The 23,164-nt window shown below is 70.7% G+C and carries 27 protein-coding genes; 20 read left to right on the forward strand and 7 right to left on the reverse strand.

What is annotated here, in order from left to right; all coding sequences use genetic code 11:
• Positions 1-59 precede the first annotated feature (59 nt).
• Positions 60-1,964: a BglG family transcription antiterminator gene (locus tag ACPYOG_RS05525; protein ID WP_481293249.1), complete on the reverse strand. Its 1,905-nt coding sequence runs from the start codon at positions 1,962-1,964 to the stop codon at positions 60-62.
• A gap of 169 nt (positions 1,965-2,133) precedes the next feature.
• Here ACPYOG_RS05525 and ACPYOG_RS05530 point away from each other — a divergent pair, with 169 nt between their 5' ends.
• The 10 genes from ACPYOG_RS05530 (at position 2,134) to ACPYOG_RS05575 (ending at position 11,143) form a co-directional block, all read left to right on the forward strand.
• Positions 2,134-2,442 (forward strand): PTS sugar transporter subunit IIB, encoded by a 309-nt coding sequence (locus ACPYOG_RS05530; protein ID WP_481293250.1) that lies wholly within the window; start codon positions 2,134-2,136, stop codon positions 2,440-2,442.
• Positions 2,443-2,508: 66 nt separating this feature from the next.
• On the forward strand, positions 2,509-2,775 hold the full coding sequence (locus tag ACPYOG_RS05535) for an HPr family phosphocarrier protein (RefSeq protein WP_481293251.1): 267 nt from the start codon (positions 2,509-2,511) through the stop codon (positions 2,773-2,775).
• Between the two features lie 2 nt (positions 2,776-2,777).
• Positions 2,778-4,571, forward strand: coding sequence for a phosphoenolpyruvate--protein phosphotransferase (ptsP, locus tag ACPYOG_RS05540; protein ID WP_481293252.1), 1,794 nt, complete (start codon positions 2,778-2,780; stop codon positions 4,569-4,571).
• Positions 4,568-6,181 carry a PTS mannitol transporter subunit IIBC gene (locus ACPYOG_RS05545; protein ID WP_481293253.1) on the forward strand — a complete coding sequence of 538 codons (1,614 nt, stop codon included), beginning with the start codon at positions 4,568-4,570 and terminating at the stop codon, positions 6,179-6,181. Before ptsP ends, ACPYOG_RS05545 begins: the two co-directional genes overlap by 4 nt.
• Complete coding sequence (locus ACPYOG_RS05550; RefSeq protein ID WP_481293254.1) at positions 6,178-6,615, forward strand: PTS mannitol transporter subunit IIA; 438 nt, start codon at positions 6,178-6,180, stop codon at positions 6,613-6,615. The genes ACPYOG_RS05545 and ACPYOG_RS05550 overlap by 4 nt, the downstream gene beginning before the upstream one ends.
• Before the next feature lie 40 nt (positions 6,616-6,655).
• Entirely contained in the window at positions 6,656-7,828 is a 1,173-nt protein-coding gene (locus ACPYOG_RS05555; protein ID WP_481293255.1) for a mannitol-1-phosphate 5-dehydrogenase, read from the forward strand.
• A gap of 97 nt (positions 7,829-7,925) precedes the next feature.
• A complete protein-coding gene (locus ACPYOG_RS05560; protein ID WP_481293256.1) occupies positions 7,926-9,041 on the forward strand; it encodes a type III polyketide synthase in 1,116 nt (371 codons plus the stop codon).
• A gap of 32 nt (positions 9,042-9,073) precedes the next feature.
• Positions 9,074-9,601, forward strand: a complete 528-nt coding sequence (locus ACPYOG_RS05565; protein ID WP_481293257.1) for an isoprenylcysteine carboxyl methyltransferase family protein — start codon at positions 9,074-9,076, stop codon at positions 9,599-9,601.
• Positions 9,598-10,638 carry an NAD(P)/FAD-dependent oxidoreductase gene (locus ACPYOG_RS05570; RefSeq protein ID WP_481293258.1) on the forward strand — a complete coding sequence of 347 codons (1,041 nt, stop codon included), beginning with the start codon at positions 9,598-9,600 and terminating at the stop codon, positions 10,636-10,638. The genes ACPYOG_RS05565 and ACPYOG_RS05570 overlap by 4 nt, the downstream gene beginning before the upstream one ends.
• A 169-nt stretch (positions 10,639-10,807) precedes the next feature.
• Positions 10,808-11,143 (forward strand): ParB family protein, encoded by a 336-nt coding sequence (locus ACPYOG_RS05575; protein ID WP_481293259.1) that lies wholly within the window; start codon positions 10,808-10,810, stop codon positions 11,141-11,143.
• A gap of 107 nt (positions 11,144-11,250) precedes the next feature.
• Here the strand turns inward: ACPYOG_RS05575 and ACPYOG_RS05580 are convergent, their stop codons facing one another.
• Positions 11,251-12,687: a chaplin family protein gene (locus ACPYOG_RS05580; protein ID WP_481293260.1), complete on the reverse strand. Its 1,437-nt coding sequence runs from the start codon at positions 12,685-12,687 to the stop codon at positions 11,251-11,253.
• A gap of 91 nt (positions 12,688-12,778) precedes the next feature.
• Positions 12,779-13,705 (reverse strand): hypothetical protein, encoded by a 927-nt coding sequence (locus ACPYOG_RS05585; protein ID WP_481293261.1) that lies wholly within the window; start codon positions 13,703-13,705, stop codon positions 12,779-12,781.
• Between the two features lie 116 nt (positions 13,706-13,821).
• On the opposite strand from ACPYOG_RS05585, the gene ACPYOG_RS05590 reads away from it, so the two are divergent.
• Entirely contained in the window at positions 13,822-14,184 is a 363-nt protein-coding gene (locus ACPYOG_RS05590) for a nuclear transport factor 2 family protein (protein WP_481293262.1), read from the forward strand.
• Positions 14,185-14,214: 30 nt separating this feature from the next.
• On the opposite strand, the gene crcB is transcribed toward ACPYOG_RS05590, so the two are convergent.
• Genes crcB through ACPYOG_RS05605 form a run of 3 tightly spaced genes read right to left on the reverse strand, consistent with a single transcriptional unit; the run spans position 14,215 to position 15,559 of the window.
• On the reverse strand, positions 14,215-14,592 hold the full coding sequence (gene crcB, locus ACPYOG_RS05595; RefSeq protein ID WP_090035456.1) for a fluoride efflux transporter CrcB: 378 nt from the start codon (positions 14,590-14,592) through the stop codon (positions 14,215-14,217).
• On the reverse strand, positions 14,589-15,008 hold the full coding sequence (locus ACPYOG_RS05600; protein WP_481293263.1) for a fluoride efflux transporter FluC: 420 nt from the start codon (positions 15,006-15,008) through the stop codon (positions 14,589-14,591). The genes crcB and ACPYOG_RS05600 overlap by 4 nt, the downstream gene beginning before the upstream one ends.
• 26 nt (positions 15,009-15,034) lie before the next feature.
• Entirely contained in the window at positions 15,035-15,559 is a 525-nt protein-coding gene (locus tag ACPYOG_RS05605; protein ID WP_481293264.1) for a universal stress protein, read from the reverse strand.
• 87 nt (positions 15,560-15,646) lie between these two features.
• Here ACPYOG_RS05605 and ACPYOG_RS05610 point away from each other — a divergent pair, with 87 nt between their 5' ends.
• The 4 genes from ACPYOG_RS05610 to ACPYOG_RS05625 all read left to right on the forward strand — a co-directional run bounded on the left by ACPYOG_RS05610 (position 15,647) and on the right by ACPYOG_RS05625 (position 18,160).
• Complete coding sequence (locus ACPYOG_RS05610) at positions 15,647-16,075, forward strand: phage holin family protein (RefSeq protein WP_481293265.1); 429 nt, start codon at positions 15,647-15,649, stop codon at positions 16,073-16,075.
• Positions 16,072-16,350, forward strand: coding sequence for a hypothetical protein (locus tag ACPYOG_RS05615; RefSeq protein ID WP_481293266.1), 279 nt, complete (start codon positions 16,072-16,074; stop codon positions 16,348-16,350). The genes ACPYOG_RS05610 and ACPYOG_RS05615 overlap by 4 nt, the downstream gene beginning before the upstream one ends.
• Positions 16,340-17,386 carry a YihY/virulence factor BrkB family protein gene (locus tag ACPYOG_RS05620; RefSeq protein WP_481293267.1) on the forward strand — a complete coding sequence of 349 codons (1,047 nt, stop codon included), beginning with the start codon at positions 16,340-16,342 and terminating at the stop codon, positions 17,384-17,386. The genes ACPYOG_RS05615 and ACPYOG_RS05620 overlap by 11 nt, the downstream gene beginning before the upstream one ends.
• Before the next feature lie 117 nt (positions 17,387-17,503).
• Positions 17,504-18,160 (forward strand): NUDIX domain-containing protein, encoded by a 657-nt coding sequence (locus ACPYOG_RS05625; protein WP_481293268.1) that lies wholly within the window; start codon positions 17,504-17,506, stop codon positions 18,158-18,160.
• A gap of 7 nt (positions 18,161-18,167) precedes the next feature.
• Here the strand turns inward: ACPYOG_RS05625 and ACPYOG_RS05630 are convergent, their stop codons facing one another.
• Entirely contained in the window at positions 18,168-19,220 is a 1,053-nt protein-coding gene (locus ACPYOG_RS05630) for a hypothetical protein (protein ID WP_481293269.1), read from the reverse strand.
• A 236-nt stretch (positions 19,221-19,456) separates the two neighbouring features.
• Here ACPYOG_RS05630 and ACPYOG_RS05635 point away from each other — a divergent pair, with 236 nt between their 5' ends.
• The 5 genes from ACPYOG_RS05635 to ACPYOG_RS05655 all read left to right on the forward strand — a co-directional run bounded on the left by ACPYOG_RS05635 (position 19,457) and on the right by ACPYOG_RS05655 (position 23,158).
• Positions 19,457-20,098, forward strand: a complete 642-nt coding sequence (locus tag ACPYOG_RS05635; protein WP_481293270.1) for a hypothetical protein — start codon at positions 19,457-19,459, stop codon at positions 20,096-20,098.
• Between the two features lie 82 nt (positions 20,099-20,180).
• Positions 20,181-20,918, forward strand: a complete 738-nt coding sequence (locus ACPYOG_RS05640) for a YcnI family copper-binding membrane protein (RefSeq protein ID WP_481293271.1) — start codon at positions 20,181-20,183, stop codon at positions 20,916-20,918.
• Complete coding sequence (locus tag ACPYOG_RS05645) at positions 20,915-21,607, forward strand: copper resistance CopC family protein (protein WP_481293272.1); 693 nt, start codon at positions 20,915-20,917, stop codon at positions 21,605-21,607. The genes ACPYOG_RS05640 and ACPYOG_RS05645 overlap by 4 nt, the downstream gene beginning before the upstream one ends.
• Before the next feature lie 84 nt (positions 21,608-21,691).
• A complete protein-coding gene (locus ACPYOG_RS05650) occupies positions 21,692-21,835 on the forward strand; it encodes a hypothetical protein (RefSeq protein ID WP_481293273.1) in 144 nt (47 codons plus the stop codon).
• Between the two features lie 129 nt (positions 21,836-21,964).
• Positions 21,965-23,158 carry a MarP family serine protease gene (locus ACPYOG_RS05655; RefSeq protein ID WP_481293274.1) on the forward strand — a complete coding sequence of 398 codons (1,194 nt, stop codon included), beginning with the start codon at positions 21,965-21,967 and terminating at the stop codon, positions 23,156-23,158.
• The last annotated feature ends 6 nt before the right edge of the window (positions 23,159-23,164 follow it).

Below are 23,164 nucleotides of genomic sequence, written 5' to 3' on the forward strand. Positions count from 1 at the left end.
TCCGTCGTCGGCAGCGTCAGATGTGTATAAGAGACAGGCGCGGGAGGGTGCGGGAGGGGTCAGGCGTCGATGATGCGGACGAGCTCGTCGATGAAGGTGGTGAAGGTGTCGGAGCGGCGGATGAGGCCGAGCACGGTCTCCCGGTCCGAGAACACCTCGACGAACTGGTCGAAGACGGTCTGGAACGACGCCCGGCCCTCGGCCGAGAACGCGATGAACGCGATCACGTTGACCCGCGCATCCCCCCAATCGATCGCCGTGTCGTTGACCACGATCGCGATGGCCGTCCGCTTCGCGCTCATCGTCATCGCGTGCGGGACGGCGAGGGAGTCGGTGAACGCCGTGGAGGACATCTGCTCGCGCTCCACGCTCTGATCGACGTATTCGCGGTCGATGGCCCCGGCCGCGATCATCCGGTCGCCGAGTGCGCGGATCATCGTGATCGGGTCACGTGCGTAGAAGTTGCGCAGGAACAGACTCTCGTCGAAGTACTCCAGCAGCTCGCTCTTGATGCGCGCCCGGTGCCGTTGGCGACGGATGCGCGACGCGGCCTGCCGGATGTGCTCCACATCCGTCTCGGTCAGGAACGGCTGCACGATCACGGTGTTCTCGCGGCGGACCAGCGGGTCGATCGTGGTGAGCACCAGGTCGGCGTCGATGGTGTCCCAGTCGACGTCCGTCGAGGTGATGACGCTGGTGATGTCGAGCTCGTCGCTGAGGACGCTCTCGAGCCGGTCGCGCAGCAGGATGTGCATGTCGTAGTAGTTGGGACACACGACCGCGCACGTGACCGCGTCCCGGCGCCGGGACTGCTGCTCCAGGTACGCCCCCACGTGCATGGCGATGTAGGCGATCTCGTCGTCGTTGACCTCGATCCCCTCGGCGGCCTGCAGCCGGCTGGCGATGTAGACCGCGAGCTCGTAGATCATCGGGTACGAGCTCTTGATCGACCGGGTGAGGGGGTTACGGGAGAAGGTGTTCTCGTGCGCACGGGCGACGAGGTTCTGCACGTGCAGGGTGAGCCGGACGATGAAGTCCTCGTCGTGCAGGTCGACGAGGTACTCGCTGGAGGCGCGGTCGATGATCCCCCGGACGACGTCGAGGTCGGCGGGACTGACGAACTCCTCGACACCGTCCCTGCCGGCTCCCGGCGCGATGACCCGGGTGCGCATGAGGATGGCCAGGTAGCGCAGCTCCGTGGGGTCGAGTGCGGTGCCGAAGTGCCGTTCGATGAGCTCCCCGAGGTCGCGGGCCAGCGACCGGATGGTCTCGCTCGTCTCCGGCTCCTCCACCGTCGGCAGCACGCGGTTCTTCGCGACCCGGTCGAGCGCCACGGCCATGTGGAGGAGCACGTCGTTGATGCCGTACTCGTTCACGAAGAAACCGCGGGCATCCAGCATCCCGACGAGGTCCGACTTGAACTCGGCCAGTCCTCTCGAGCCGAAGGCCTCCTGGATGCGCGCCACATCCACGACGCTCTGCCGCATCTCGTCGCGGAACAGCCGGCTCAGCAGCTTGCGCCGCGCGATCTCCGGCCCGAGCAACCGCACGACGGCGCCGTGCCGTTCGAGGGACAGCTCGGTGCCCGCGAGGAGGCCGCGCATCCGGGTCAGGTCGGATTCGATGGTCGAGTCGCTGACGAACAGGCTCTCGGCGGTCTCGTACACATCGACGCCGTCGGGCTCGTCGAGCAGCCGCCGCACGAGGAAGACGAGCCGCTCCTGGGGGGAGCCGGCCGTGCCCGCCTCGGATGTCCCGTCGCCCGCGAGGTACGCCGCGTACGCGTCGGGCTTGACGTGGTAGCCGTTCGGCCCCGACTCGACCACCTCGCCCAGCGCGGCGGCGTAGCTGCGGATGCTGCGCGTCGTCACGCCGAGATCGTGGGCGAGTTCAGCAGCCGTCGTCCAGGCAGCACGACGCGCGAGGATGTCGAGCATCCTCGTCTGCTTCGCCGAGAGCGCCACTAGGACCACCTTCCTCGATGAGTCAACCACCCGGGCAGGGCCGGGCGGCGGATTCCGGCGATCTTTCCGCACCCCCGGAAGAAACGCTGCTGGAGGGGATCGCCCGACCAGGGTGAGCATGGTGGCGTTCCTCCCGTCCCACCCAGCGTCACCCGGAAAGGCAAGATCGATGAAGATCGTGGTCGTCTGCGGCGCCGGCGCGTCCAGCACCTTCGTCGCCGTCAAGCTGCGCACTGCAGCCCGGCTGCGCGGCGTCGCCGTCGAGGTCGAACCCGGCAGCGCGAGCCAGCTGGAGTCCCTCGCCGGTGTGGATGTGGTGCTCGTCGGAGGGCACCTGGAGTCCGCGGTCGCGGGCCTCCGTGAGCGCGCCGCCGCCAGCGGCACCGCCGTGGCCGTCCTGCCCGCGGTCTCACCGGCGGCGCTCGACGGGGACGCCGCACTGGACCTGGCCCTCGGCGCGAAGGCGACGAGACTGTGAGCAGCGCCATCGAACGGATGGCGGCGGCCGACACGCGGCCGGCACGGAACGAAGGAGATCGGAACCATGGCTGAACGGATCATCACCGTCGGATCGACGCACGGATTGCACGCCCGCCCCGCGAAGCTCTTCGTCGAGGCCGTGAACGGCTCGGGTGCGGCCGTGAAGCTGACCAAGGAGGGCGGCAGGACTGTCGACGCCGGCAGCATCCTCGGCGTGATCTCCCTGGGCATCGACCACGGCGACAAGATCGTGCTCACCACCGACGCGCACGACGGCGAGGCCGTGCTGGACGACCTGGCCGAGATCCTCGCCACGGACCACGACGCCTGAGCATGAGCGAGCACACCATGAGCGAGCAGAGCACAAGCGGCGACAGCGTCCTGACCCGCACGGGCATCCCCAGCGCGAACGTCGTGCTGACCGGCGCCGGCATCGGCCAGGGCGTCGCCGTGGGGCCCGTCCTGCGGATGTCGGCCCCGCTGCCCGAGCCGACGGACGAGCACAGCGAGCGCACCCCCGACGAGGAGAAGGCCCGGGTCCGGGATGCGGTGGCCACGGTCGCCGCGGACCTGCGCCAGCGCGCATCCACCGTCGAAGGCACCGCGGCTGACGTGCTCGAGGCGCAGTCGATGATGGCCGAGGACTCAACCCTCGCCGACGATGTCGCCTCCAGAATCGACGGCGGCAAGACCGCCGAGCGTGCGGTCTTCGAAGGCTTCGCGGTGTTCCGCGACATGCTGAAGGATCTGGGCGGCTACATGGGCGAGCGTGCGGGCGACCTGGACGACGTCTCGCAGCGCGTCGTCGCCGCTCTCCAGGGAAGGCCGGCCCCGGGCGTCCCACAGTCCGACCGGCCGTTCGTCCTGGTCGCCCACGACCTGGCACCGGCCGACACCGCCCTCCTCGACCTGACCAAGGTCCTCGGGCTGGTCACGACCGAGGGCGGCCCGACCTCGCACACGGCGATCCTCGCCCGTGAGAAGTCGATCGTCGCGATCGTCGGCGCGGCCGGAGCAGACCGCCTCGCCGACGGCGACGAGGTCATCGTGGATGCGGCGGCCGGCACCGTCACCGTCTCCCCGACTGCAGCCGAGCGCGCCGACGCGGAGCGCCGCATCGCGGAACGCGCCGCCGCCCTCGCCGGAGCCGTCGAGCCGGGCGCTCTGGCGGATGGGACGGCCATCCCCCTGCTCGCCAACCTCGGCTCCGCCGATGGGGCGGAGGAGGCCGTGGCTCTGGGCGCGGAGGGCGTCGGACTGTTCCGGACCGAGTTCCTCTTCCTCGACCAGCGGCTGGCGCCGACGGTCGAGCAGCAGCGGGAGCAGTACGTGAAGCTGCTGAGCGCGTTCGGCGGCGGCAGGAAGGTCGTCGTGCGCGTCCTCGACGCCGGCGCGGACAAACCCCTCGAGTTCCTCAACGACGCTCACGAGGACAACCCGGCGCTCGGCCTCCGCGGCCTCCGCTCGCTGCGCGCGAACGAGGACATCCTCCGCGAGCAGCTGACCGCCCTCGCCGAAGCCGACGCGCAGACCGACGCCGACCTCTGGGTGATGGCGCCGATGGTCTCCACCATCGAGGAGACGCGCTACTTCACCGAGCTCGGGCGTGAGTACGGGCTGAAGACCGTCGGCGTCATGGTGGAGGTGCCTTCGGCCGCGCTCCTCGCCGACCGGGTGCTGCAGGTCGCGGACTTCGCCTCGATCGGCACCAACGACCTCACGCAGTACACGCTCGCCGCCGACCGCCTGCTCGGCTCCGTCGCCGGGTTCCAGGATCCCTGGCATCCCGCCGTCCTCCGCCTCATCGGCGAGGTCGGGGCTGCGGGGGTCGCCTGGCGGAAACCGGTCGGCATCTGCGGCGAGGCGGCAGCGGACCCGCTGCTGGCCGTGGTGCTCGTCGGACTCGGCGCGACCACCCTCTCCATGTCGCCGGCGGCACTCGCCGACGTGAGGCTGTCCCTCAAGCGCTACACCCTCGGCCAGGCACGTTCGCTGGCCGAGACCGCCCTGGCCGCCGATGGCGCGACCGAAGCCCGGGACGCGGTCCGTGCGGCCGCCGAACGGTTCACCTCACCAAGTAACCCCGACGGATCGGCACAGGCCGATAGAAACGAGGAAACACAATGACATCGGCGACACTGGAGTCGGCGAAGAAGCCGGGCGGAGCGCGCGTCCACGTGCAGCGCTTCGGCACGTTCCTCTCCAATATGGTGATGCCCAACATCCCCGCGTTCATCGCCTGGGGACTCATCACCGCCCTGTTCATCGCGACCGGCTGGCTGCAGAACACCGATTGGGCCATCAGTCCCATCCTCGGCGGGTTCGGCGACCAGGCGAAGATCGGATGGCAGGGTGCGGCCACCGTACTCGCCCAGGACCCGAGTGGCCACACGTTCCAGCAGTACGTCGGGCTTGTCGGCCCGATGATCACATATCTGCTTCCGCTGCTCATCGCCAACACCGGTGGGCGCATGGTCTACGGCGTCCGCGGTGGTGTCGTCGGCTGCATCGCGACCATGGGTGTGATCGTCGGCTCGACCATCCCGATGTTCATCGGCGCGATGATCCTGGGCCCGCTCGGCGCCTACGTGATGAAGAAGGTCGACCAGCTCTGGGACGGCAAGATCAAGGCCGGCTTCGAGATGCTGGTGAACAACTTCTCGGCCGGAATCGTGGGCATGCTGCTCTCGATCGGGGCTTTCTTCGGGATCGCGCCGATCGTCGAGTGGCTGAGCGCGGTACTCAGCAGCGCGGTCAACTGGCTGGTCTCGGCGCACCTGCTGCCGCTGGCGAGCATCCTGATCGAACCGGGCAAGGTGCTGTTCCTCAACAACGCGATCAACCACGGGGTGCTCACGCCCCTGGGCATCGAGCAGGCGCACCAGACCGGCAAGTCCATCCTGTTCCTGCTCGAGGCCAACCCTGGGCCCGGCTTCGGCATCCTGATGGCCTATTCGGTCTTCGGTCTGGGTATCGCTCGGGCCAGCGCGCCCGGCGCCGCCCTGATCCAGTTCGTCGGTGGCATCCACGAGATCTACTTCCCGTATGTGCTGATGAAGCCGATGATGATCATCGCGGCCATCCTCGGCGGCATGACCGGCATCGCGATCAATGTCACGTTCGGATCCGGCCTGCGTGCTCCGGCCTCCCCCGGCTCGATCATCGCCGTCCTGATCCAGTCGCCAGGCGACAGCGTCGTCGGCGTGACCCTCTCGGTGATCGGTGCGGCGGCGGTGTCCTTCCTCGTGGGATCCATCATCCTGCGCTCCAGCCGCCGCCGTGACCTCGCCGCGGGGAACGCGGGCGACCTGTCGGCCGCCGTCGCACAGACCGAAGCGAACAAGGGCAAGTCGTCCTCGGTGCTCGGGGGCCTCGTCCGAGAGGGCGAGCACGACACCGGCGACGCGCAGGGCGACGCCACGACGCGACTGGTGCAGAACATCGTGTTCGCATGCGACGCTGGAATGGGATCGAGCGCGATGGGCGCCTCGGTGCTGCGGAACAAGTTCAAGAAGGCCGGAGTCGAAGGGGTGACGGTGACCAACCAGGCCATCAGCAATCTCGACGGCACTGCCGACCTCGTCATTACGCAACGCGAGCTCACCGACCGCGCCAAGGGCCAGTCGCCCGACTCGGTCCATGTGTCGGTCGACAACTTCATGAACAGCCCGAAGTACGACGAGGTCGTCCAGCTCGTCGCCAGCCAGCAGAAGACCACGGAGGACGCCACGAAATGACCGACACGATTCTCGACCGGGCGAACGTCGTGGCCGCGGGCTCCGCGGTCACGCGGGAGGACGCGATCCGGGAGGCGGGTGGGCTGCTCGTCGGGGCGGGCGCCGTCGATCCGGCCTACGTCGACTCGATGCAGGAGCGCGAGAACACCGTCTCGACGTTCATGGGGAACGGCCTGGCCATCCCGCACGGCACCAACGAGTCCAAGGACGAGATCAAGCGGTCGGCCCTGTCCTTCATCCGCTACTCCTCGCCGCTCGACTGGGGCGGCGAGGAGGTGCGGTTCGTCGTCGGGATCGCCGGGCAGAACAACGAGCACCTGGAGATCCTGTCGAAGATCGCCATCCTATTCTCCGAGGAGGACGATGTCCAGAAGCTGATCGACGCCCCGGACGCGGATGCACTGTTCGCCCTCCTCGGCGACGTCAACGAATAGGCGGGATCACGATGAGGAGCAGTCGAATGAAGGCAGTCACGTGAAGGCGGTCCACTTCGGCGCGGGCAACATCGGGCGCGGCTTCGTGGGGCTCCTGCTCCACGAAGCCGGCTACGAGGTCGTGTTCGCCGACGTCAACGCCGAGCTGATCGATGCTCTCGCGGCCGCCGACTCCTACCGGGTGCACCTGGTCGGCGAGGAGTCGCAGACGACGACCGTCACCGGTTTCCGCGCCATCAACAGCGCGACCGACGAGGATGCGCTGGTGGCCGAGATCGCCACGGCGGATGTGGTGACGACCGCGGTCGGTCCGCGCATCCTCCGCTTCGTGGCGCCGGTGATCGCCCGCGGCCTGGCCGCACGTGCGGACGACGCTCCGCGCCTCGCAGTGATGGCGTGCGAGAACGCGATCGGCGCCTCCGACCTTCTGGCGGCCGAGCTGATGGATGGGCTGCCGGACGACGAGACCCGCGAGAGACTGGCCGCACGCGCCGTGTTCGCCAGCACGGCGGTCGACCGCATCGTGCCGGCCCAAGCGCCGGACGCCGGAGTGGATGTGACGGTCGAGACGTTCTTCGAGTGGGTCGTCGACCGCACGCCGTTCGAGGGACAGGAGCCCCGCATCCCCGGCGCGCATTTCGTGGACGCGCTCGGGCCGTACATCGAACGCAAGCTGTTCACGGTGAACACCGGGCATGCGACGGTCGCGTACACGGGATTCCTGGAGGGCGCGACGACGATCAGCGAGGCGATCGCCATCCCCGCCGTGCGCGAGGCCGCCGAGGCCGCGCTGCGTGAGACGTCGGCGGCGCTGTCGGCGAAGCACGGTCTGCCGGAGGAGGAGCTGGCCGCCTACCGGGCGAAGATCCTGGACCGGTTCACCAATCCGTACCTGGTGGACGAGGTGACCCGCGTCGGCCGCGAGCCGCTCCGGAAGCTGGGACGCAACGACCGATTCATCGGTCCGGCTGCGGACTATGCGCAGTACGTCGGGGGTGTCCCGGCCGCCCTGATAGCCGCCGTGACCGCCGCCCTCCGCTTCGACGTTCCGGAGGACAGCCAGAGCCTCGAGCTGCAGCGCATCCTGGACGAAGCGGAGGCCCCCGCCATCGTCGAAGAAGTGATGGGCGTGACCTCCGGCGAGCCCCTCTCCGACCCGCTCGCGCAAGCCGTCTCCGAGGTCCAGCGCCTCCACCATCGCTTCCTCGGCTGACCCGCTGACACACCGCCTCTAGCGGGATCGACGCAGGAAGCGACGGCAGGGACGGAAAGCCGTGAGCGCTCCGGGAAGCGGGTGGTACCTTTCGCATGTGAGCCGAATCGTGTCGGTGGCCCCGGTGCTCCCCGCCCGGAGTTACAGCCAGGGGGAGATCACCGCAGCGCTGCTCGCGATGATCACCTCGGACCCGGCGCGGCAGCAGGTGATGCGCCGCATCCACGCGGCATCGGGCGTGCAGACGCGCAGCCTGGTGATGCCGCTCGAACGGTACAGCTCGCTGGCGTCGTTCCGGGAGTCGAACGACTTCTTCATCGCCGAGGGCACCTCTCTCGCCGAGCGAGCGGTGACGGCCGCGCTGGACTCAGCGGGCCTCGCTCCCGCCGACGTCGACTTCCTGCTCTTCACGTCCGTGACGGGGATCGCGGCCCCCTCGATCGACGCTCAGCTGGTCGCCCGTCTGGGATTGCGGCCCGACGTCAAGCGCCTCCCCAGCTTCGGCCTGGGATGCGTCGCGGGCGCAGCCGGCATCGCGCGCGTCAACGACTACCTGGCCGGGCATCCGGACGAGGTGGCGGTGCTGCTCTCGGTGGAGCTCTGCTCGCTGACCGTGCAAGCGCGGGACGACTCGATGGCGAACATCGTGGCGAGCGGGCTCTTCGGCGATGGCGCAGCGGCCGTCGTCATGGTGGGCGATGCCCGCGCGGAGCGGCTCGGACTGGCCGGTCCGGATGTGGTCGACTCGCGCAGCCGCATCTACCCCGACACCGCCGACGTCATCGGCTGGGACATCGGGGGCACCGGATTCCGCATCGTGCTCAGCGCCGGCGTTCCCGAGGTGATCGAACGGAACTTCGCCGGGGATGCTCGCGGCATCCTCGCCGCGCACGACCTGGAGGTGTCCGACGTGGGCGCCTGGGCCGCACATCCCGGCGGCCCGAAAGTGCTGGAGGCGTTCGCCGAGGCGCTCGACCTGCCCGAGGGTGCCCTCGACGCCAGCTGGCGGTCGCTCGCCAATGTGGGCAACCTCTCGTCGGCCGCCGTGCTGCACGTGCTGGCCGAGCAACTGGATGCGCATCCCGCCGGCACCATCGGGTTGCTGTTCGCGCTCGGGCCCGGTGTCACGAGCGAGCTGGTCCTGCTGCGCTGGGCGGACGGCCGGGCGCGCCGCGCGCCGGTCCCGGCTCCGATGATCGAGCCGGCTGCGTAGTCTCGGCAGATGACCATGATCGGGACGCTCGCATGATCTGGTACGGCCTCCTCGTGCTCGCAACCGGGGCGGAGCGCATCGCGGAGCTCATCGTTTCGACCCGCAATGCGAGATGGTCGTTCGCGCGCGGCGGGGTCGAGTTCGGCCGTGGCCACTTCCCCCCGATGGTGGCGCTGCACACCTCCCTGCTGCTCGCCTGCCTCGCCGAGGTGTGGTTCGCGGACCGCCCCTTCCTGCCCTGGCTCGGCTGGACGATGCTCGCCCTGGTACTGGCGAGCCAGGCTCTGCGCTGGTGGTGCATCGCGACGCTGGGCCCACGCTGGAACACCCGGGTGATCGTCGTCCGCGACCTGCCCCTGGTGGCGCGCGGACCGTACCGCTGGTTCACGCATCCCAACTACGTCGCCGTCGTCGTCGAAGGCTTCGCGCTCCCGCTCGTGCACACGGCGTGGATCACCGCGCTGGCGTTCTCCGTCCTCAACGCCTGGCTGCTCGCCGTCCGCATCCGCTGCGAGAACCAAGCCCTCGCGACGGTCCTGGCCGCACCGGAACGGGCATGAGCCCACAGCTCGTCGTGGTCGGCGGCGGTCCCATCGGTCTCGCCTGCGCGATCGAGGCCCGCATGAACGGACTGGAGGTCACGCTGGTCGAGCCGCGTGTCGGCCCGATCGACAAGGCGTGCGGCGAAGGCCTGATGCCGGGCTCGCTGGCCGCCCTGCACCGGATCGGCGTCGATCCGCCCGGGCGCCGGCTGGACGGCATCGCCTACCTCGACCGCGACGCGCGCGTCGAGCACTTCTTCGCCGACCGGCCGGGACGGGGCGTTCGGCGGACGGTCCTGCACCAGGCGCTCGCGGAGCGCGCTGAGGAAGTCGGCGCGGAGCGCATCCAGGCCAGAGTCGCCGGCATCTCGCAGAGCGCGGACGCGGTGGAGCTGAGCCTGAGCAGCGGAGAGACGCTCCTGGCGCCGTGGGTGATCGCCGCCGACGGCCTGCACTCCCCCGTGCGGCGGATGCTCGGTCTCGACGGACGGCCGCAGCCCGGGACGCGTCGGCGCTTCGGACTGCGCAAACACTTCGCCGTCGAGCCGTGGTCGTCGCTCGTGGAGGTGCACTGGTCGCACGGAGCGGAGGCCTACGTGACTCCGGTCGCGGAGCGCATGGTCGGTATCGCCGTGCTCGGCGGGCGTCCCCTCGATGTGGATGAGGTGGTCGCCGGGATCCCGGAGCTCGCAGCCCGCCTCGAGGGCGCGGCGGCGGTGACCGAGCCGCGCGGGGCTGGGCCGCTGCTGCAGCGAGCCCGCTCGCGCTCCTCCGGCCGGGTCCTCCTCGCCGGCGACGCCTCCGGTTATGTGGACGCACTCACCGGCGAAGGGATGCGCGTCGGCTTCGCCCAGGCCCGTGCCGCCATCGCCGCGGTGCGCGCCGGCAGCACGGAACAGTACGAGCGAGCGTGGCGCATCACGACCCGTGACTTCCGTCTGCTCACGTCCGGCCTCGTGATGGCGTCGCGCTCCCGCTTCCGGCCACGGATCGTCCCGACCGCCGCCCGGCGCCCCGAGCTCTTCGGGTCGATCGTGGAGCGGCTCTCGAACTGACGGCTCTCCGTCACCCGAACCTCGTCGAGATGGTTCCTTTTATGCCCTAGTCAGTTATGGCTAGGGCATATAAAGCATGCTTAGGCGCTGTGGACAATGGCCCTGCCCGGGATGGACCGTCTAGTATATGGAATCGAAGATCACAATCGAATATGCCTAAAGGGGAGACATGGAGCGATCCACCGCCGCAGCTGCGGCCGATACACCGGACTCCGAGAACTCCGCGGAGTTCCGGGTGTCCTCCAGAGGCGCCGTGGCCCAACCCAAGCGCACGCCGCCCAAGAAGCGCACGACGGTCACCTTCTACATCACGGATGCCATGCGGAACCGAGCGCGCGCCGCCTACCGCCAGACATCGTTCGGCGAACGCGACACCAGTTGGTCCGAGATGCTGAACAAGGCACTGCTCGCCGAGGTCGAGCGGCGCGAGGCCGAGTACAACGACGGCCGGGTGTTCGTCGGGAACGACAAACCGCTCACGCCGGGCCGGCCGATCGGCTTCTGACCGGCGCCGGTCCCGCCGCCCTGCCCACGCCGGATTCCCGGCACACCGGCGCTGGGGAGCCGGTGTGCCGGGAAGTCGAAGCGCGCGCGGAGCGAACGACGATCCGATCAGCGCGTGTGGTGGCGACGCTCCCGGTTGGCCGAGGCGAAGACCGCAAGCACTCCGAGGAGGGCCAGGAGAGCGCCGAGGGCGCCGACCCCCAGGTTGTCGGAGCCGGTCGAGGCGAGGGTCGCCGTGCCGCTCCCACTGCTCGCGCCGAGCGCTACGACGCCGCCTACGGATGCCACCGTCGTTTCGGGGTCACCCACGGCCGGGGTGATCGGAGTCGCGGGAGGCGTCGGGGTCGACGTGTCGCCGGTGCTCGCACCGACGAGACCGAGGGCATTTCCGCCGATCGCCACCGGGACGCCGAATCCGATCGGCAGTCCGCCACCGTCCAGAAGACCACCACCGAGCAGACCACCACCGAGCAGACCACCACCGGTTGTACCACCGGTCGTACCGCCCGCCGTCGCTCCGCCGGTAGCAGGAGTACTCGGGATCGATCCGCTGGAGGAGGCATCCCCGAGCACCGAGACTGCATTACCGTCGGCCGTCACCGGCGCCGTCGCATCGACCGGAGCCTGCACGCCGGGCAACAGCCCGCCGCTGGACCCGGACGTCGCCGTGCTGCCCGTCCCGGCAGCAGAGCCCCCGGAGGTGGAACCGCTGGAGGAGGCATCTCCGAGCACCGAGACGGCGTTACCGCCCGCCGTCACCGGCGCCGTCGCATCCACCGGAGCCTGCACACCGGGCAACAGCCCGGCGCTGGACCCGGACGTCGCCGTGCTGCCCGTCCCGGCAGCAGAGCCCCCGGAGGTGGAACCGCTGGAGGAGGCATCCCCGAGCACCGAGACGGCGTTACCGCCCGCCGTCACCGGCGCTGCAGCATCCACCGGAGCCTGCACACCGGGCAACAGCCCGCCGTTTGCGCCGGATGTGGATGCGGTGGCGCCCGATCCGGCACCGCTGGGAGCGGTCGCCGACGATCCTGTCGAGGACGCGTTCCCGAGAACCGCCACAGCGTTGCCACCCGCGGTCACCGGAACGGCAGCCGCGACAGGCGCCTGGATGGCGGGTGCACCGGACGATGCAGCCGTCGCTCCAGAGCCGCCGGAGCCGCTCGACGCGGCGGGTGCCGTCGCGGAGCCGGTGCTTCCTGCATCCCCGATCACGCTCACCGCATTGCCGGAGACCGTCACCGGCGCGCTCACGTCGGCCGCCGCCTGTGTTCCGCCGAGGAGGCCGCCGATCGAGCTGGGCGAGATCGAGGCCGAGGGCGCGGGCGCTGTGGGCGCCTGGGCCGTGGAGCCGGAACTCGTCGAGTCGCCGAGGACCGAGATGGCGTTGCCCGAGATCGTCACGGGCGCCACGGCGCCGACGACCGCTTGGGTTCCGCCGGAGCCACTGGAGGTCTCGGCCGCGTTCGCCGCGGCCGTGCCGGCGAGCCAGAGGCCGCCGACGCAGAGGGTGAACCACAACCCTCTGGATACGTACTTATTCATGGGAAAGCCCTTCATGCTGAGTGTCCTCGCCCGGGCACACGTGTGCCGGGCAGTGGTCGCGTGCTGCCACAGGAGGGCAGCAGGGACCCACTCAGTCGGGGCTGATGTCGTGGTCGCCGACCGGACCGGCCGGGAGGAGATCGTCTGCGGACGCGCCGGCCCGCGCCATCCATCCGGATGCAGGCAGAGCGGAGCCGTCGACGGTGGCCGCTGCGGCGGGCACAGCTCCGCCCGAAGCGCTCCCGCCGGCGGCCGATCCGCCGGGCAGACTACCGCCGGGCAGACCGGGCGGAGCAGTGGGTGCGGGGTCCGATGGCCCACTCCCCAGAGGTCCGCCGAGGTCCGCCGACCAGCCGCGCAGACCGAACACGGCCGGCGAAGAGGTGGAGAACGCGACAGTCGGCTCACTCGCCGGAGCCGATTCCGATGCCGCCCCCGCGATGGCCGGACCGCCGGCCGGGCAGGAGCCCGGCTCAGGAGCCGTTCCCGGACCGCTTGCGTCGATCGGCGTCAGCGGCGCGACACCCGTGCCGACTGCGCGGACCACATCCGTCACCGCCTGGTCGACGGAGCCGCTGACCGGCTGCGTCGCCGAAGAGACCGGCGCCGGCGGAAGCACAGCGGATACGACCGCCAGCTGCTCAACGGTCGCATCGACACCGGAGGCCACCGGATCGACCGCACTCGAGACCGGCGACGAGTCGGCCACCTGGTCGACGGTCTGGGTCACGGGCGCGACGACGGTGGAGACGACAGGGGCGACGGCAGTGGCGGCCGGCGCCGGGAGCGCCGCGGCGGCGGCACTCGCGACCGCGCCGACGGCCTGACCGGCCGAATCGGCCGCGCCGGACACGAGTGCACTGACAGGACCATTCGGGGGTGCCGGCTCTGCGCCGGAAGCGGGAGAACCGCCCAGCAGGAAGCCTGCCACGGTCAGCCCCGCTCCAAGGAGCAGAGAACCGAGGAGCACGCGCGCGGGAGTGAACCTGCTCTGCAGCCCATCGGCCGCCTCCAGCACGCGATCACCCCCGACCGTTCGAGATGAAGCAGACTGTACTCCCCCGTCTAGCAGACGGTAAAGGTGTTGGCGAAGGATCGTGGCGCCGCCTCGCACCCAGGGCGTATAACGGGGGCATGGCGGACGCGATCACCAACTGGATCGACCTCTACCGGCGCGCATGGGAGAGCAACGAACCCGACGACATCCGCGCCCTGTTCACCGAGGACGCGAGCTACCGCACGGAACCGTTCGCCGAGCCCTGGGACGGCCACCAGGAGATCGTGGAGGGCTGGCTGGACGCCCAGGACGACCCCGGCGCCGCGAGCTTCGAGTGGAGATTGCTCGGACAGGACGGCCCCGTCTCGTTCGTGGAGGGCGTCACCGACTACCGCGACGGCCCGATCTACAGCAACCTGTGGATCATCCGGCTGGCTCCCGACGGGCGGGCCGAGGAGTTCACCGAGTGGTGGATGGAGCAGGAGCCCGGCCAGCCCTGACCGGCCGGCATGGAGCAGCCGGCCTCGGCATCAGCCGAGTTCGCCGAGCCAGAGCCCGAGGCCGGCAGCGGCGAGTGCGAGGACGAGCATCCCGACGCCGTTGACGAGCGCCGCCCGGTAGCGTCGCTGCTGCGCCAGCCGGACTGTCTCGTAGCTCGCGGTGCTGAACGTCGTGTATCCGCCGAGGAAACCGGTCCCGAGCACCGCCCGCCACTCCGCAGGGAGGCCGTGGGCCAGGGCGAGGCCGGTGACGAGACCCAGCAGGAAGGACCCGGTGACGTTGATGACGGTCGTCCCGAGCGGATACGCGATGCGCACCCGTGCCCGGAGAAGCCCGTCGAGAACGAGTCGCGCGACGGCGCCCACTCCCCCGGCCGCGGCGACGGCGAGGACCAGCAACGCCGTCATCGTCGCCCCCGCTCCGCGCGACGCCGGGCGATCGTGGAGGCCAGCGCGATCCCCGCGACGGAGGCCGCAGCGCCGATCGCGATGGTGGCGACGGCGTAGAGGATGCTCAAGCCGACGCTCTGCGCCGCGATCAGCCCGTCCGTGTCCACCGCCAGCGAGCTGTACGTCGTGTAGCCGCCCAGGATGCCCGTCCCGGCGAACAGGCGCAGATCGCGGCGCACACCCTCATCGGGTCCGTGCAGCGCGAGCGACTGCAGCAGCCATCCGAGCACGAAGGCGCCGGTGACGTTGAGGAGGAGCGTGATCAGCGGGACTCCGCCCACGGGCGGCACCGACAGGCTGAGCAGATAGCGCACGGACGTCCCGAGGGCGCCGCCCGCGAACACGAGCAGGATGGAGCGCGGGTGCAGGTGCACGGGCGCCGGTCCACGGACCGCCGGCACTAGACCGGGGGATCTTCCCACGGGAGCTTCTGCGCTCCCGGCATCGGATTCAGCGGGACGACGACGACCGGCCGGTGCTGGCGGTGCGCCAGGTGCACGGCGACCGACCCGTTGAAGAACTCGCGCAGGCTACCGCGCAGCCCGGCGTCCCGCGTCCCGACCACGATGTATCGCACATCCAGCTCGTCGGCCAGCCGCGCCAGGGCCCAGGCGGGGTCGCCGGCCAGCTGCTTCAGCGAGTACGGGATACCGCGCCCCTCCAGGATGCTCTGGATGTGCGCCTCGAGCTCGGGATCGAACCGTTCCTCCTCGGTCTCGGGCAGGTCGGGGTCGTAGGGGAGCGCGACGACCGTTCCGTCGACGTAGCTCGAGACCAGGTAGCGATCGGGATCGACGTTCGCGCACACCAGCGGCAGGCCGAGGTCGCCGGCGAGACGTGCGGCCGCCTCGACCACGGCGGCCGGCTGCCCGGGGACCACGGCCGCGAGGATGCCACCCCGGCCGTCGATCTCGTTGCCGTTCATGCCCCTAGTGTGCACCATGCGCGGGTTCACTCGTGCCCGGGCGCGGGGTACGTTCGGCCTACCAGCGTCTGAAGGGAGCCCGACTTCATGGCCGACCAGCCACCGCTGCCGCGCGAGCGGCGCCGCACCACCCGAGGACTGCGTCCGCTGCCCCAACTGGCGAAGGACCTCGTGGCCCAGTTGCGCCGGCTGATCGCGTCCGAGCTCGCGCTGTTCAAGGCCGAGATGACCGCGAAGGCGAAGGCCGCCGGGATGGGCGCCGGGCTGCTCGCGGGCGCCCTCCTGTTCCTGTTCTTCGCGTTCGGCGTGCTGGTGACGGCGGCCGTGCTGGGCTTCGCGCTGATCCTCCCCGCCTGGCTGGCCGCGCTCATCGTGGCCGCCATCCTCATCGTCATCGCCGTCGTCATCGGCCTGATCGGCTGGCGCAGCCTCAAGCGCGGGATGCCGCCGGTGCCCGACGACCTCGGCAGCGAGCTCGGCGCCGACTTCCAGGCGTTGAAGGGGGAGCGGCCATGACGACGCACTCGGTACCCTCGGTCCGCCGGGCGGGTCAACGTCCCGCCGGCCGTCCGCCGCTCCCCAAGGGCGCGGGCATCAACATGCTCAAGCTCGACCTGGAGGTCACGCGCGACGAGCTGGCGACCACGCTCGACGACCTGTTCGCCACCTTCAACCTGCGCGTGCAGATCCGGTCGCATCCCGCCTTCTTCACCGGCGTCTTCCTCGTGCTGACCGGAGCCGCGGCCGGCGCCGCCGCCCTCCTCCTGCGGAGGCGCGGGCGTGCCGGCTGACCAGGGCGGTGTGGGCAGCGCCCGGGCCGAAGCGATCCGCCGGATCGAGGACCGCCGCAGCCTCCCCTGGTTCCGGCTGCCGTGGGGTTTCATCCTCAAGCGGACCATGCGCAGCTTCACCACCGACCAGGCGACCGACCTCGCCGCGGGCCTGACCTACTTCGGCGTGCTCTCCCTGTTCCCCGCGCTGCTGGCGCTGGTCAGCATCCTGGGCCTGGTCGGGCAGAGCAAGACGGGCATCGCCGCACTGTTCGGGATGGTCAACGATCTCGCGCCCGGCATGACGGATGTGCTGAAGGGTCCGCTCCAGCATCTCGCCTCCTCTCCCGCGACTGGGTGGGCGCTCGCCATCGGGATCGTCGGCGCCATCTGGTCGGCGTCCGGCTACGTGGGCGCGTTCGGGCGCGCCCTGAACCGGGTGTACGGCGTTCGGGAGGGTCGGTCGGCGCTTGTCCTGCGGCCGGTGCAGCTGGGGGTCACGATCCTCACGCTGGTGCTCGTGTCGCTGCTGGCCATCCTGCTCGTGGTGTCCGGGCCGGTGCTGTCGTTCCTCGGCGGGCTGATCGGACTCGACCAGGCGTTCCAGGTGGCGTGGTCGGTGATCCGCTGGCCGATCGTCGCCATTCTGCTGGTGCTGCTTCTGGCGGTCCTGTACGCCGCGACGCCGAACGTGAAGCAGCCGCGGCTCCGCTGGCTCACGCCCGGGTCGATCGCGGCGATCGTGGTGCTCGCCGTCGCATCCGCCCTGTTCGCGCTCTACGTGGGCACCTTCGCCAACTACGACCGGACCTACGGCACGCTCGCCGGCATCATCGTCTTCCTGCTGTGGATCTGGATCGCGAACGTCGCGCTGCTGCTCGGCGCCGAACTCGACTCGGAGGTGGAGCGGGTGCGCGAGCTCGTGGCCGGCATCGATGCGGACGTCGACCTGCGACTCCCCCTCAAGTCGGACAAGGGCCTCCTGAAGGCGCAGGAGGTGCAGGCCGGCGACATCCTCGCCGCGCGCAAGCTCCGCGCCCGCTACCGCACTCGCTAGCGCTGACGGCGGTGTCGACATTCGTGACGAATGTGCACTCTGGCCGGCTGGAACGCGACATTCGTCACGAATGTTGAGGGCAGGAACGGCCATCGGCGCACGGCCTAGGCTCGGATCATGAGCGACGAGCGGCCCGGCCACGACCTCCCGGACACCCGAGGCCGCACGGGCCTGCACCGGACGGGACGCGACCTGACCGGCAATCCGGATGTGCGCATCCACGACGTCGAGGTGACCTCGGACGGCTGGCACGTTCTCCGCCGTACGACCTTCGGTTATCGCGGACACACCGGCGAGTGGACCACGCAGTCGCGCGAGACCTACGACCGGGGCAACGGCGCGACCGTGCTGCTCTACGATCCCGTCGGCCGCACACTGCTGCTCTCGCGCCAGTTCCGGTTCCCCGCGTACGTCAACGGGCATCCGGACGGCATGCTGATCGAATCCGCGGCGGGGCTGCTCGACGGCGAGTCGCCGGAGGAGGCGATCCGGCGTGAGGCCGCCGAGGAGCTCGGAGTGCCGATCGGTGAGCTCACGCATCTGTTCGACCTGTACATGAGTCCGGGTTCGGTCACCGAGCGCGTCCACTTCTATGCGGCGGAGTACGCTCCGGCGGACGTCTCCGGCGGCGGCGGCGTGGAAGAGGAGGGCGAGGAGATCGAGCCGGTCGTCGTGCCCTACGACGAGGCACTCGGGATGGTCGCGGACGGCCGGATCGCTGACGGCAAGACCGTCATCCTGGTGCAGTGGGCCGCGCTCAACCTCTTCGGCTGAGGACCGGTCAGCCGTAGCGGAGCGTGGCGCCGTCCGACTTGAGGAAGTCGATGTGCAGGTGGTTGCACGTGTCGTCGAACGGCTTGAAGTTGGTGAGGTCCATCGAGGACCGGCACTCCACCTGTCCGAGGCCGGAACCGTCGGGGACCAGCGGGTCGAGGATGCGGATGAGCTGCATCGACTTCGCGTCGCCGCCGGTGAGGGGCGAGCCGTTCAGCAGGTAGAAGTCGACCGCGTGGCCGCCGCCGTCCGCATAGTGCGCGGAGCTGGTTCCTGCTCCCTCGATCTGGCCGGTGCAGCGGCGGTTGATGTCGCTGATGCCCACCTGGTTGAAGTTGTCGAGGGCCACCGAGATGGCCTGGAGCACGCGGTAGTCGACGCCGCAGCTCGGGACGGCCTTGCCCTCGGCGAGGTTGGCGATCTCCGGGATGTGGTTCGGCGTCGAACCGACGAGACGGCCGGAGGCGACGGCGCCCATGAGCTGGACGGCGAGCGCCTGCACCGCTGGAGACACGGACGAGTTGGTGGTCGAATCCAGGGCCTGCGGGCTCTCCTGGATGTTGAGGCCGTCACGCGCGACGACCTGCGTCACGCCACCCCCGGTCAGGGTCTGGACGGCGAGCGCCGTGCGGGCCGCGCCGCCGGTCGACCCCTCGCCGGTGGTGGCGTAGGCGGGGAGGGCGGCGGTGCCGAAGAAGGCGGCCAGGGACAGCATGACGACCGTGTGGATGCCCCAGCGATGACGCCGCTGCCGGCTGGCGCGCGCAGGCGAGGTCGTGACGGCGGCAATCGGGCGTGCGGCGCGCTGCTTCCGAGGAGCGGACGCCGGTCGCGGGGCTGCGGCCTCCGAGCGCTCGGCGCGAGCCGGGCGGGCGACCTCGGCGCGGGCGGCGCGCGTCGGCTTGACGACGATGCGCTCGCGTTTGCGCGGCCGGGCGCGCTCCGCCTCGAGGGCCGCTCGGCGACTCGGGAAGGTCTGCGTCGCCGTCAGCTCCTCGAGCGTCGTGAACGCGCTCACCGGATCGTCGGAGAGTGCCTGCTGCTGATCCACATCCACCACGACGGGTGCCCTGAGACTGCGGCGCGGCCGCGCTGAGGGAGTGGACTGGGGCAAGCTGCTGGTACTTCCTGGTCGAGTCGGTCGGGGTCGACGCACCGGGAGAGGCGCGAAAGGGGTACCGATCATTTCTACAGGATCTCGACTGGATGTTCCATCAATGCAGACGAATGGATCCATTTCCCCAGGGATTCCCCCGCATCCCTAGACTGACTGAGGGGCTTCAGGAGAGGACGCGCATGGGATCGAGGTGGGCTCGCCTGACGCGCGCCATGCTCGCCTCCGGCACCGCCATCCTCGTCTCCTCGCTGTTCCACGTCGCGGGCGGCGGGGCGGCTCCCGGAGCGATCCCCCTCGTGCTCAGCCTGGCGTTCGCCACGCTGGCGTCGGTCGCGCTCACGGCCCGGCGGCTCTCGCTCTGGCGCCTGACGCTCGCCGTGGCGTCCAGCCAGTTCCTGTTCCACGCCCTGTTCAGCCTCGGCGGAGGCGACGCGCACTTCACGAGTACGGGCACGGGCGCGGCCGCGAGCGTCGGCGGGATGACGCACCTGCACGCCGGCGCCCACCTCACTCTCGTCGGGGGCGCGATGCCGGCGTCGCACGGCTCCGAGCTGAGCCCGTCGATGTGGCTGACGCACGCGACGGCCGTGCTCGTCACCGTCATCGCACTGCGATTCGGCGAGCGCGCGTTCTGGGGGCTCTTCGAGACCGCGCGGGTGCGCATCGAGCGCGCCGCAGACCGTCTCGTCGTCGTCCCGGTCGCCGTCGTGGCCTCCGTGGCCGCGCCGGCCGCTGCCGAACCCGCTCGCCTCCGCGACCTGGGGCTCCCTCTGATGCGGCTGCGGCACCGCGGACCGCCGGCGATCGCCTGCGCGCTCTGACTCCGGCACCCGCCCGCTCCGACGGTCGGCGTCGGCCGTGCGCGCACGCGCTCATCGACGATCCGACCATCCAAGGGACCCCATGAAGAAGACCACGTTCGCCGCGTCCATCGCGGCGGCATCCACTGCTTTCCTCCTGCTCGGCGCGCCACTCGCGGCGAGCGCCCACGTGCACGTCGACCCCGATCAGGCCACTCCCGGGAGCTACACCACGCTCACGTTCCGCGTTCCGACCGAGTCGGCGACCGCCGGCACCGTCAAGCTCGTCGTCGACCTGCCGACGAAGACGCCCTTCACGTCGGTCAGCTACCTGCCGCTGGCGGGATGGACGACCACCGTCGACACCGAGAAGCTCGCCCAGCCCGTGAAGACCGACGACGGCACGATCACCGAGGCGCCCATCCGGGTCACCTGGACCGCTGCCAGCGGAGTCCGCATCGCGCCCGGGCAGTTCCAGCAGTTCACGGTGTCGGCAGGCGCCGTGCCGGACACCGGATCCGTGCTGCTCCCCACCCACCAGTACTACTCCGACGGCACCGTCGTGAACTGGGACCAGCCGACTCCCGCCTCGGGCACGGAGCCCGAGCATCCCGCACCGACGCTGTACATCACGGACCCTGCGCCGGCCGCAGACTCCGCGACACCACTGGTGGCGAGCGCAGCGCCCCATCCCCCGGCGGCGAACGCCGGCGCCACCGCGACCGTCATCTCCCTCGCCGTCGGCGTCGGCGGGCTGGTCCTCGGCGCGATCGCGCTCGTGGTCGCGGTCTTCGCGCTGACCCGCGTGGGGCGTGGCCGCGAGCGTACGGTGCAGGGATGAGGAACCGGCTGTTCGCCGTCGCCGCCGGCATCGCTGCGGTCACCGCCCTCGCTCTCGCGCCGGCCGCGGCGGCCGACGCCCACGACTACCTGGTCGGCAGCGATCCCGCCGCCGACGCCACGGTGACGAGCGCCCTGAACACGGTGACGCTCACCTTCAACGACCGGGTGCTCGACCTGTCCGGGGGCGGCTCGACCAATCTGCTCATCGTCACCGGGCCGGACTCGGCGAAGCGGCACTTCGAGACGGGATGCGCGACCGTCGCCGACACGAAGCTCAGCGCCCCGGTCGCGCTGGGGCCCGCTGGGCGGTACACGGTCACGTATCAGATCGTGTCGGCCGACGGGCACACCGTCTCGTCGTCGTACGCCTTCGCCTTCCGGCCCCCGACGGGCGCCGCAAGCGCACCCGGGTCCGACACCGCACCGTGCGGCGGGAACGGCGGTGGCGGCAGCGCAGCGCCGTCGCCCGGTGCCAGCGCGGGCGGTGGAGCGGCCGCGCCCACCGCATCCACTCGGCAGCCGACCGTTCCGGCGTCGGGCGGCGTGGATCTGGGCCTCGTGATCGGCATCGCGATCGCCATCGTGGTCCTCGCGCTGGTCGGCGTGGTGATCGTGCTGCTCACCGCAAGGCGCCCTGCGGGCAGCACGCCGGGGACGGGCGGACACGACACCGACACCGACACCTGATTCCGCCCTGCGATGCCCGCGGCCCGGTCGCGAACGGTCCCGACAGGACTATTCCTTCCGGGCTCGCGGGCGTAACGTTCGCGCATGGCCAGACAGAGCAGCGACCAGGAGACCGCCGACTTCCCGGACGTCGTTCCGGAGGAGCAGCTGGATCCGGACATCGTCCCGGTGCGCCAGCCCGCCCCCGACTCGGTCGACGACGGCGACGAGGAGGACGGCCGCCTCTAGACCCTCCGCCGAAGCTGGCGGCGGGGCCTGGACCGACCGGCGAGCCGTCCGTTCCTGTGAATCACAGAGGCACCGGCCAGCGGACGTCCACCCGGGGTTGAGCCATCGCCCAGTCTGGTGGTGGAAGGTATGGGCGTGGAGATCGTGGTGGACGTCGTGCTCATCGTGCTCGGCATCCTTGCGGTCGGGGCGGGATGGAGCAAGGGCGCGATCCGGTCTGCCGGCACTCTCGTGGGCCTCGGCCTCGGTCTCTGGCTCGGCCTGACCCTCGCGCCGGTCGTCGTGGGATGGTTCGCGGCTTCCGGGTTCGGAGGGGTCACGCAGCGTTCCGTTGTGGCGGCCGTGGTCGTCCTGGTCTGCGCCGGGGCCGTCTACGCCATCGCCGGAGCACTCGCGAGCATCCTCGCCAAGGTCTTCCGCCACGGCCCCATCCGCTGGCTCGACTCGCTGGTCGGCGCCGCATTCGGCCTCCTCACCTGGGCGGTCGTCGTCTGGCTGGTCGCGGGCTTCGCCCTGGCGACGAGCCTCGCCACCGTGGTGCAGGCGGCGAACTCCTCGCGCGTCGTCGCGACTCTCAACGGGATGGCGCCCCTCCCGTCGTCGACCGTGCTCGGCGCCGTCGACGACGCCCTCGCCGGAGCAGGACTCCCGAAGGTGTTCGAGGGCGGCGAGGCGATCAAGCCGGCGCCGGCGCCGGACGGGTCCGTCCCGGCTTCCGTCGCGCAGTCCGAGCAGTCCGTCGTCACGGTCCTCGCCTCCAAGCCCGCCTGCGGCGTCGACTCGGAGGGCAGTGGATGGGTCGTGCAGCGCGGACGTGTCGTGACCAATGCCCATGTGGTGGCCGGGGCATCCTCCGTCGTGGTCCGCGAGGCCGGAGGCGGCGATGTCGAGCGGGCCACCCTGGTCGCCTTCGACCCCTCCCGCGACCTCGCCGTGCTCGACGTCACCGACCTGAACGCCCCGGCGCTCGACATCGGACCGGACCTGACGGCGGGTGCCGCCGCCTACGCCGCGGGCTATCCCGGCGATGGACCGTTCACGATCTCGCCGCAACGCGTCCGTGACCGGTTGCAGGCCCGCGGTACCGACATCTACCAGAGCGGCAGCGTGGAGCGGGACATCTACTCGCTGCGCGGCGTCGTGCGACCCGGCAACTCGGGCGGACCGCTGCTCGACGCCCAGGGCGACGTCGCCGGAGTCATCTTCGCCCGGAGCGCGACCGACGGCGACACCGGGTATGCGCTCACGCTGGCAGAGCTGCGACCCGTGCTCTCGTCCGTGGGCGCGGCGCCGATCAGCTCCGGCGCCTGCTCGGCGGGCTGACACGCT

The sequence above is a fragment of the Leifsonia sp. HAY1-4F genome, assembly GCF_056755275.1.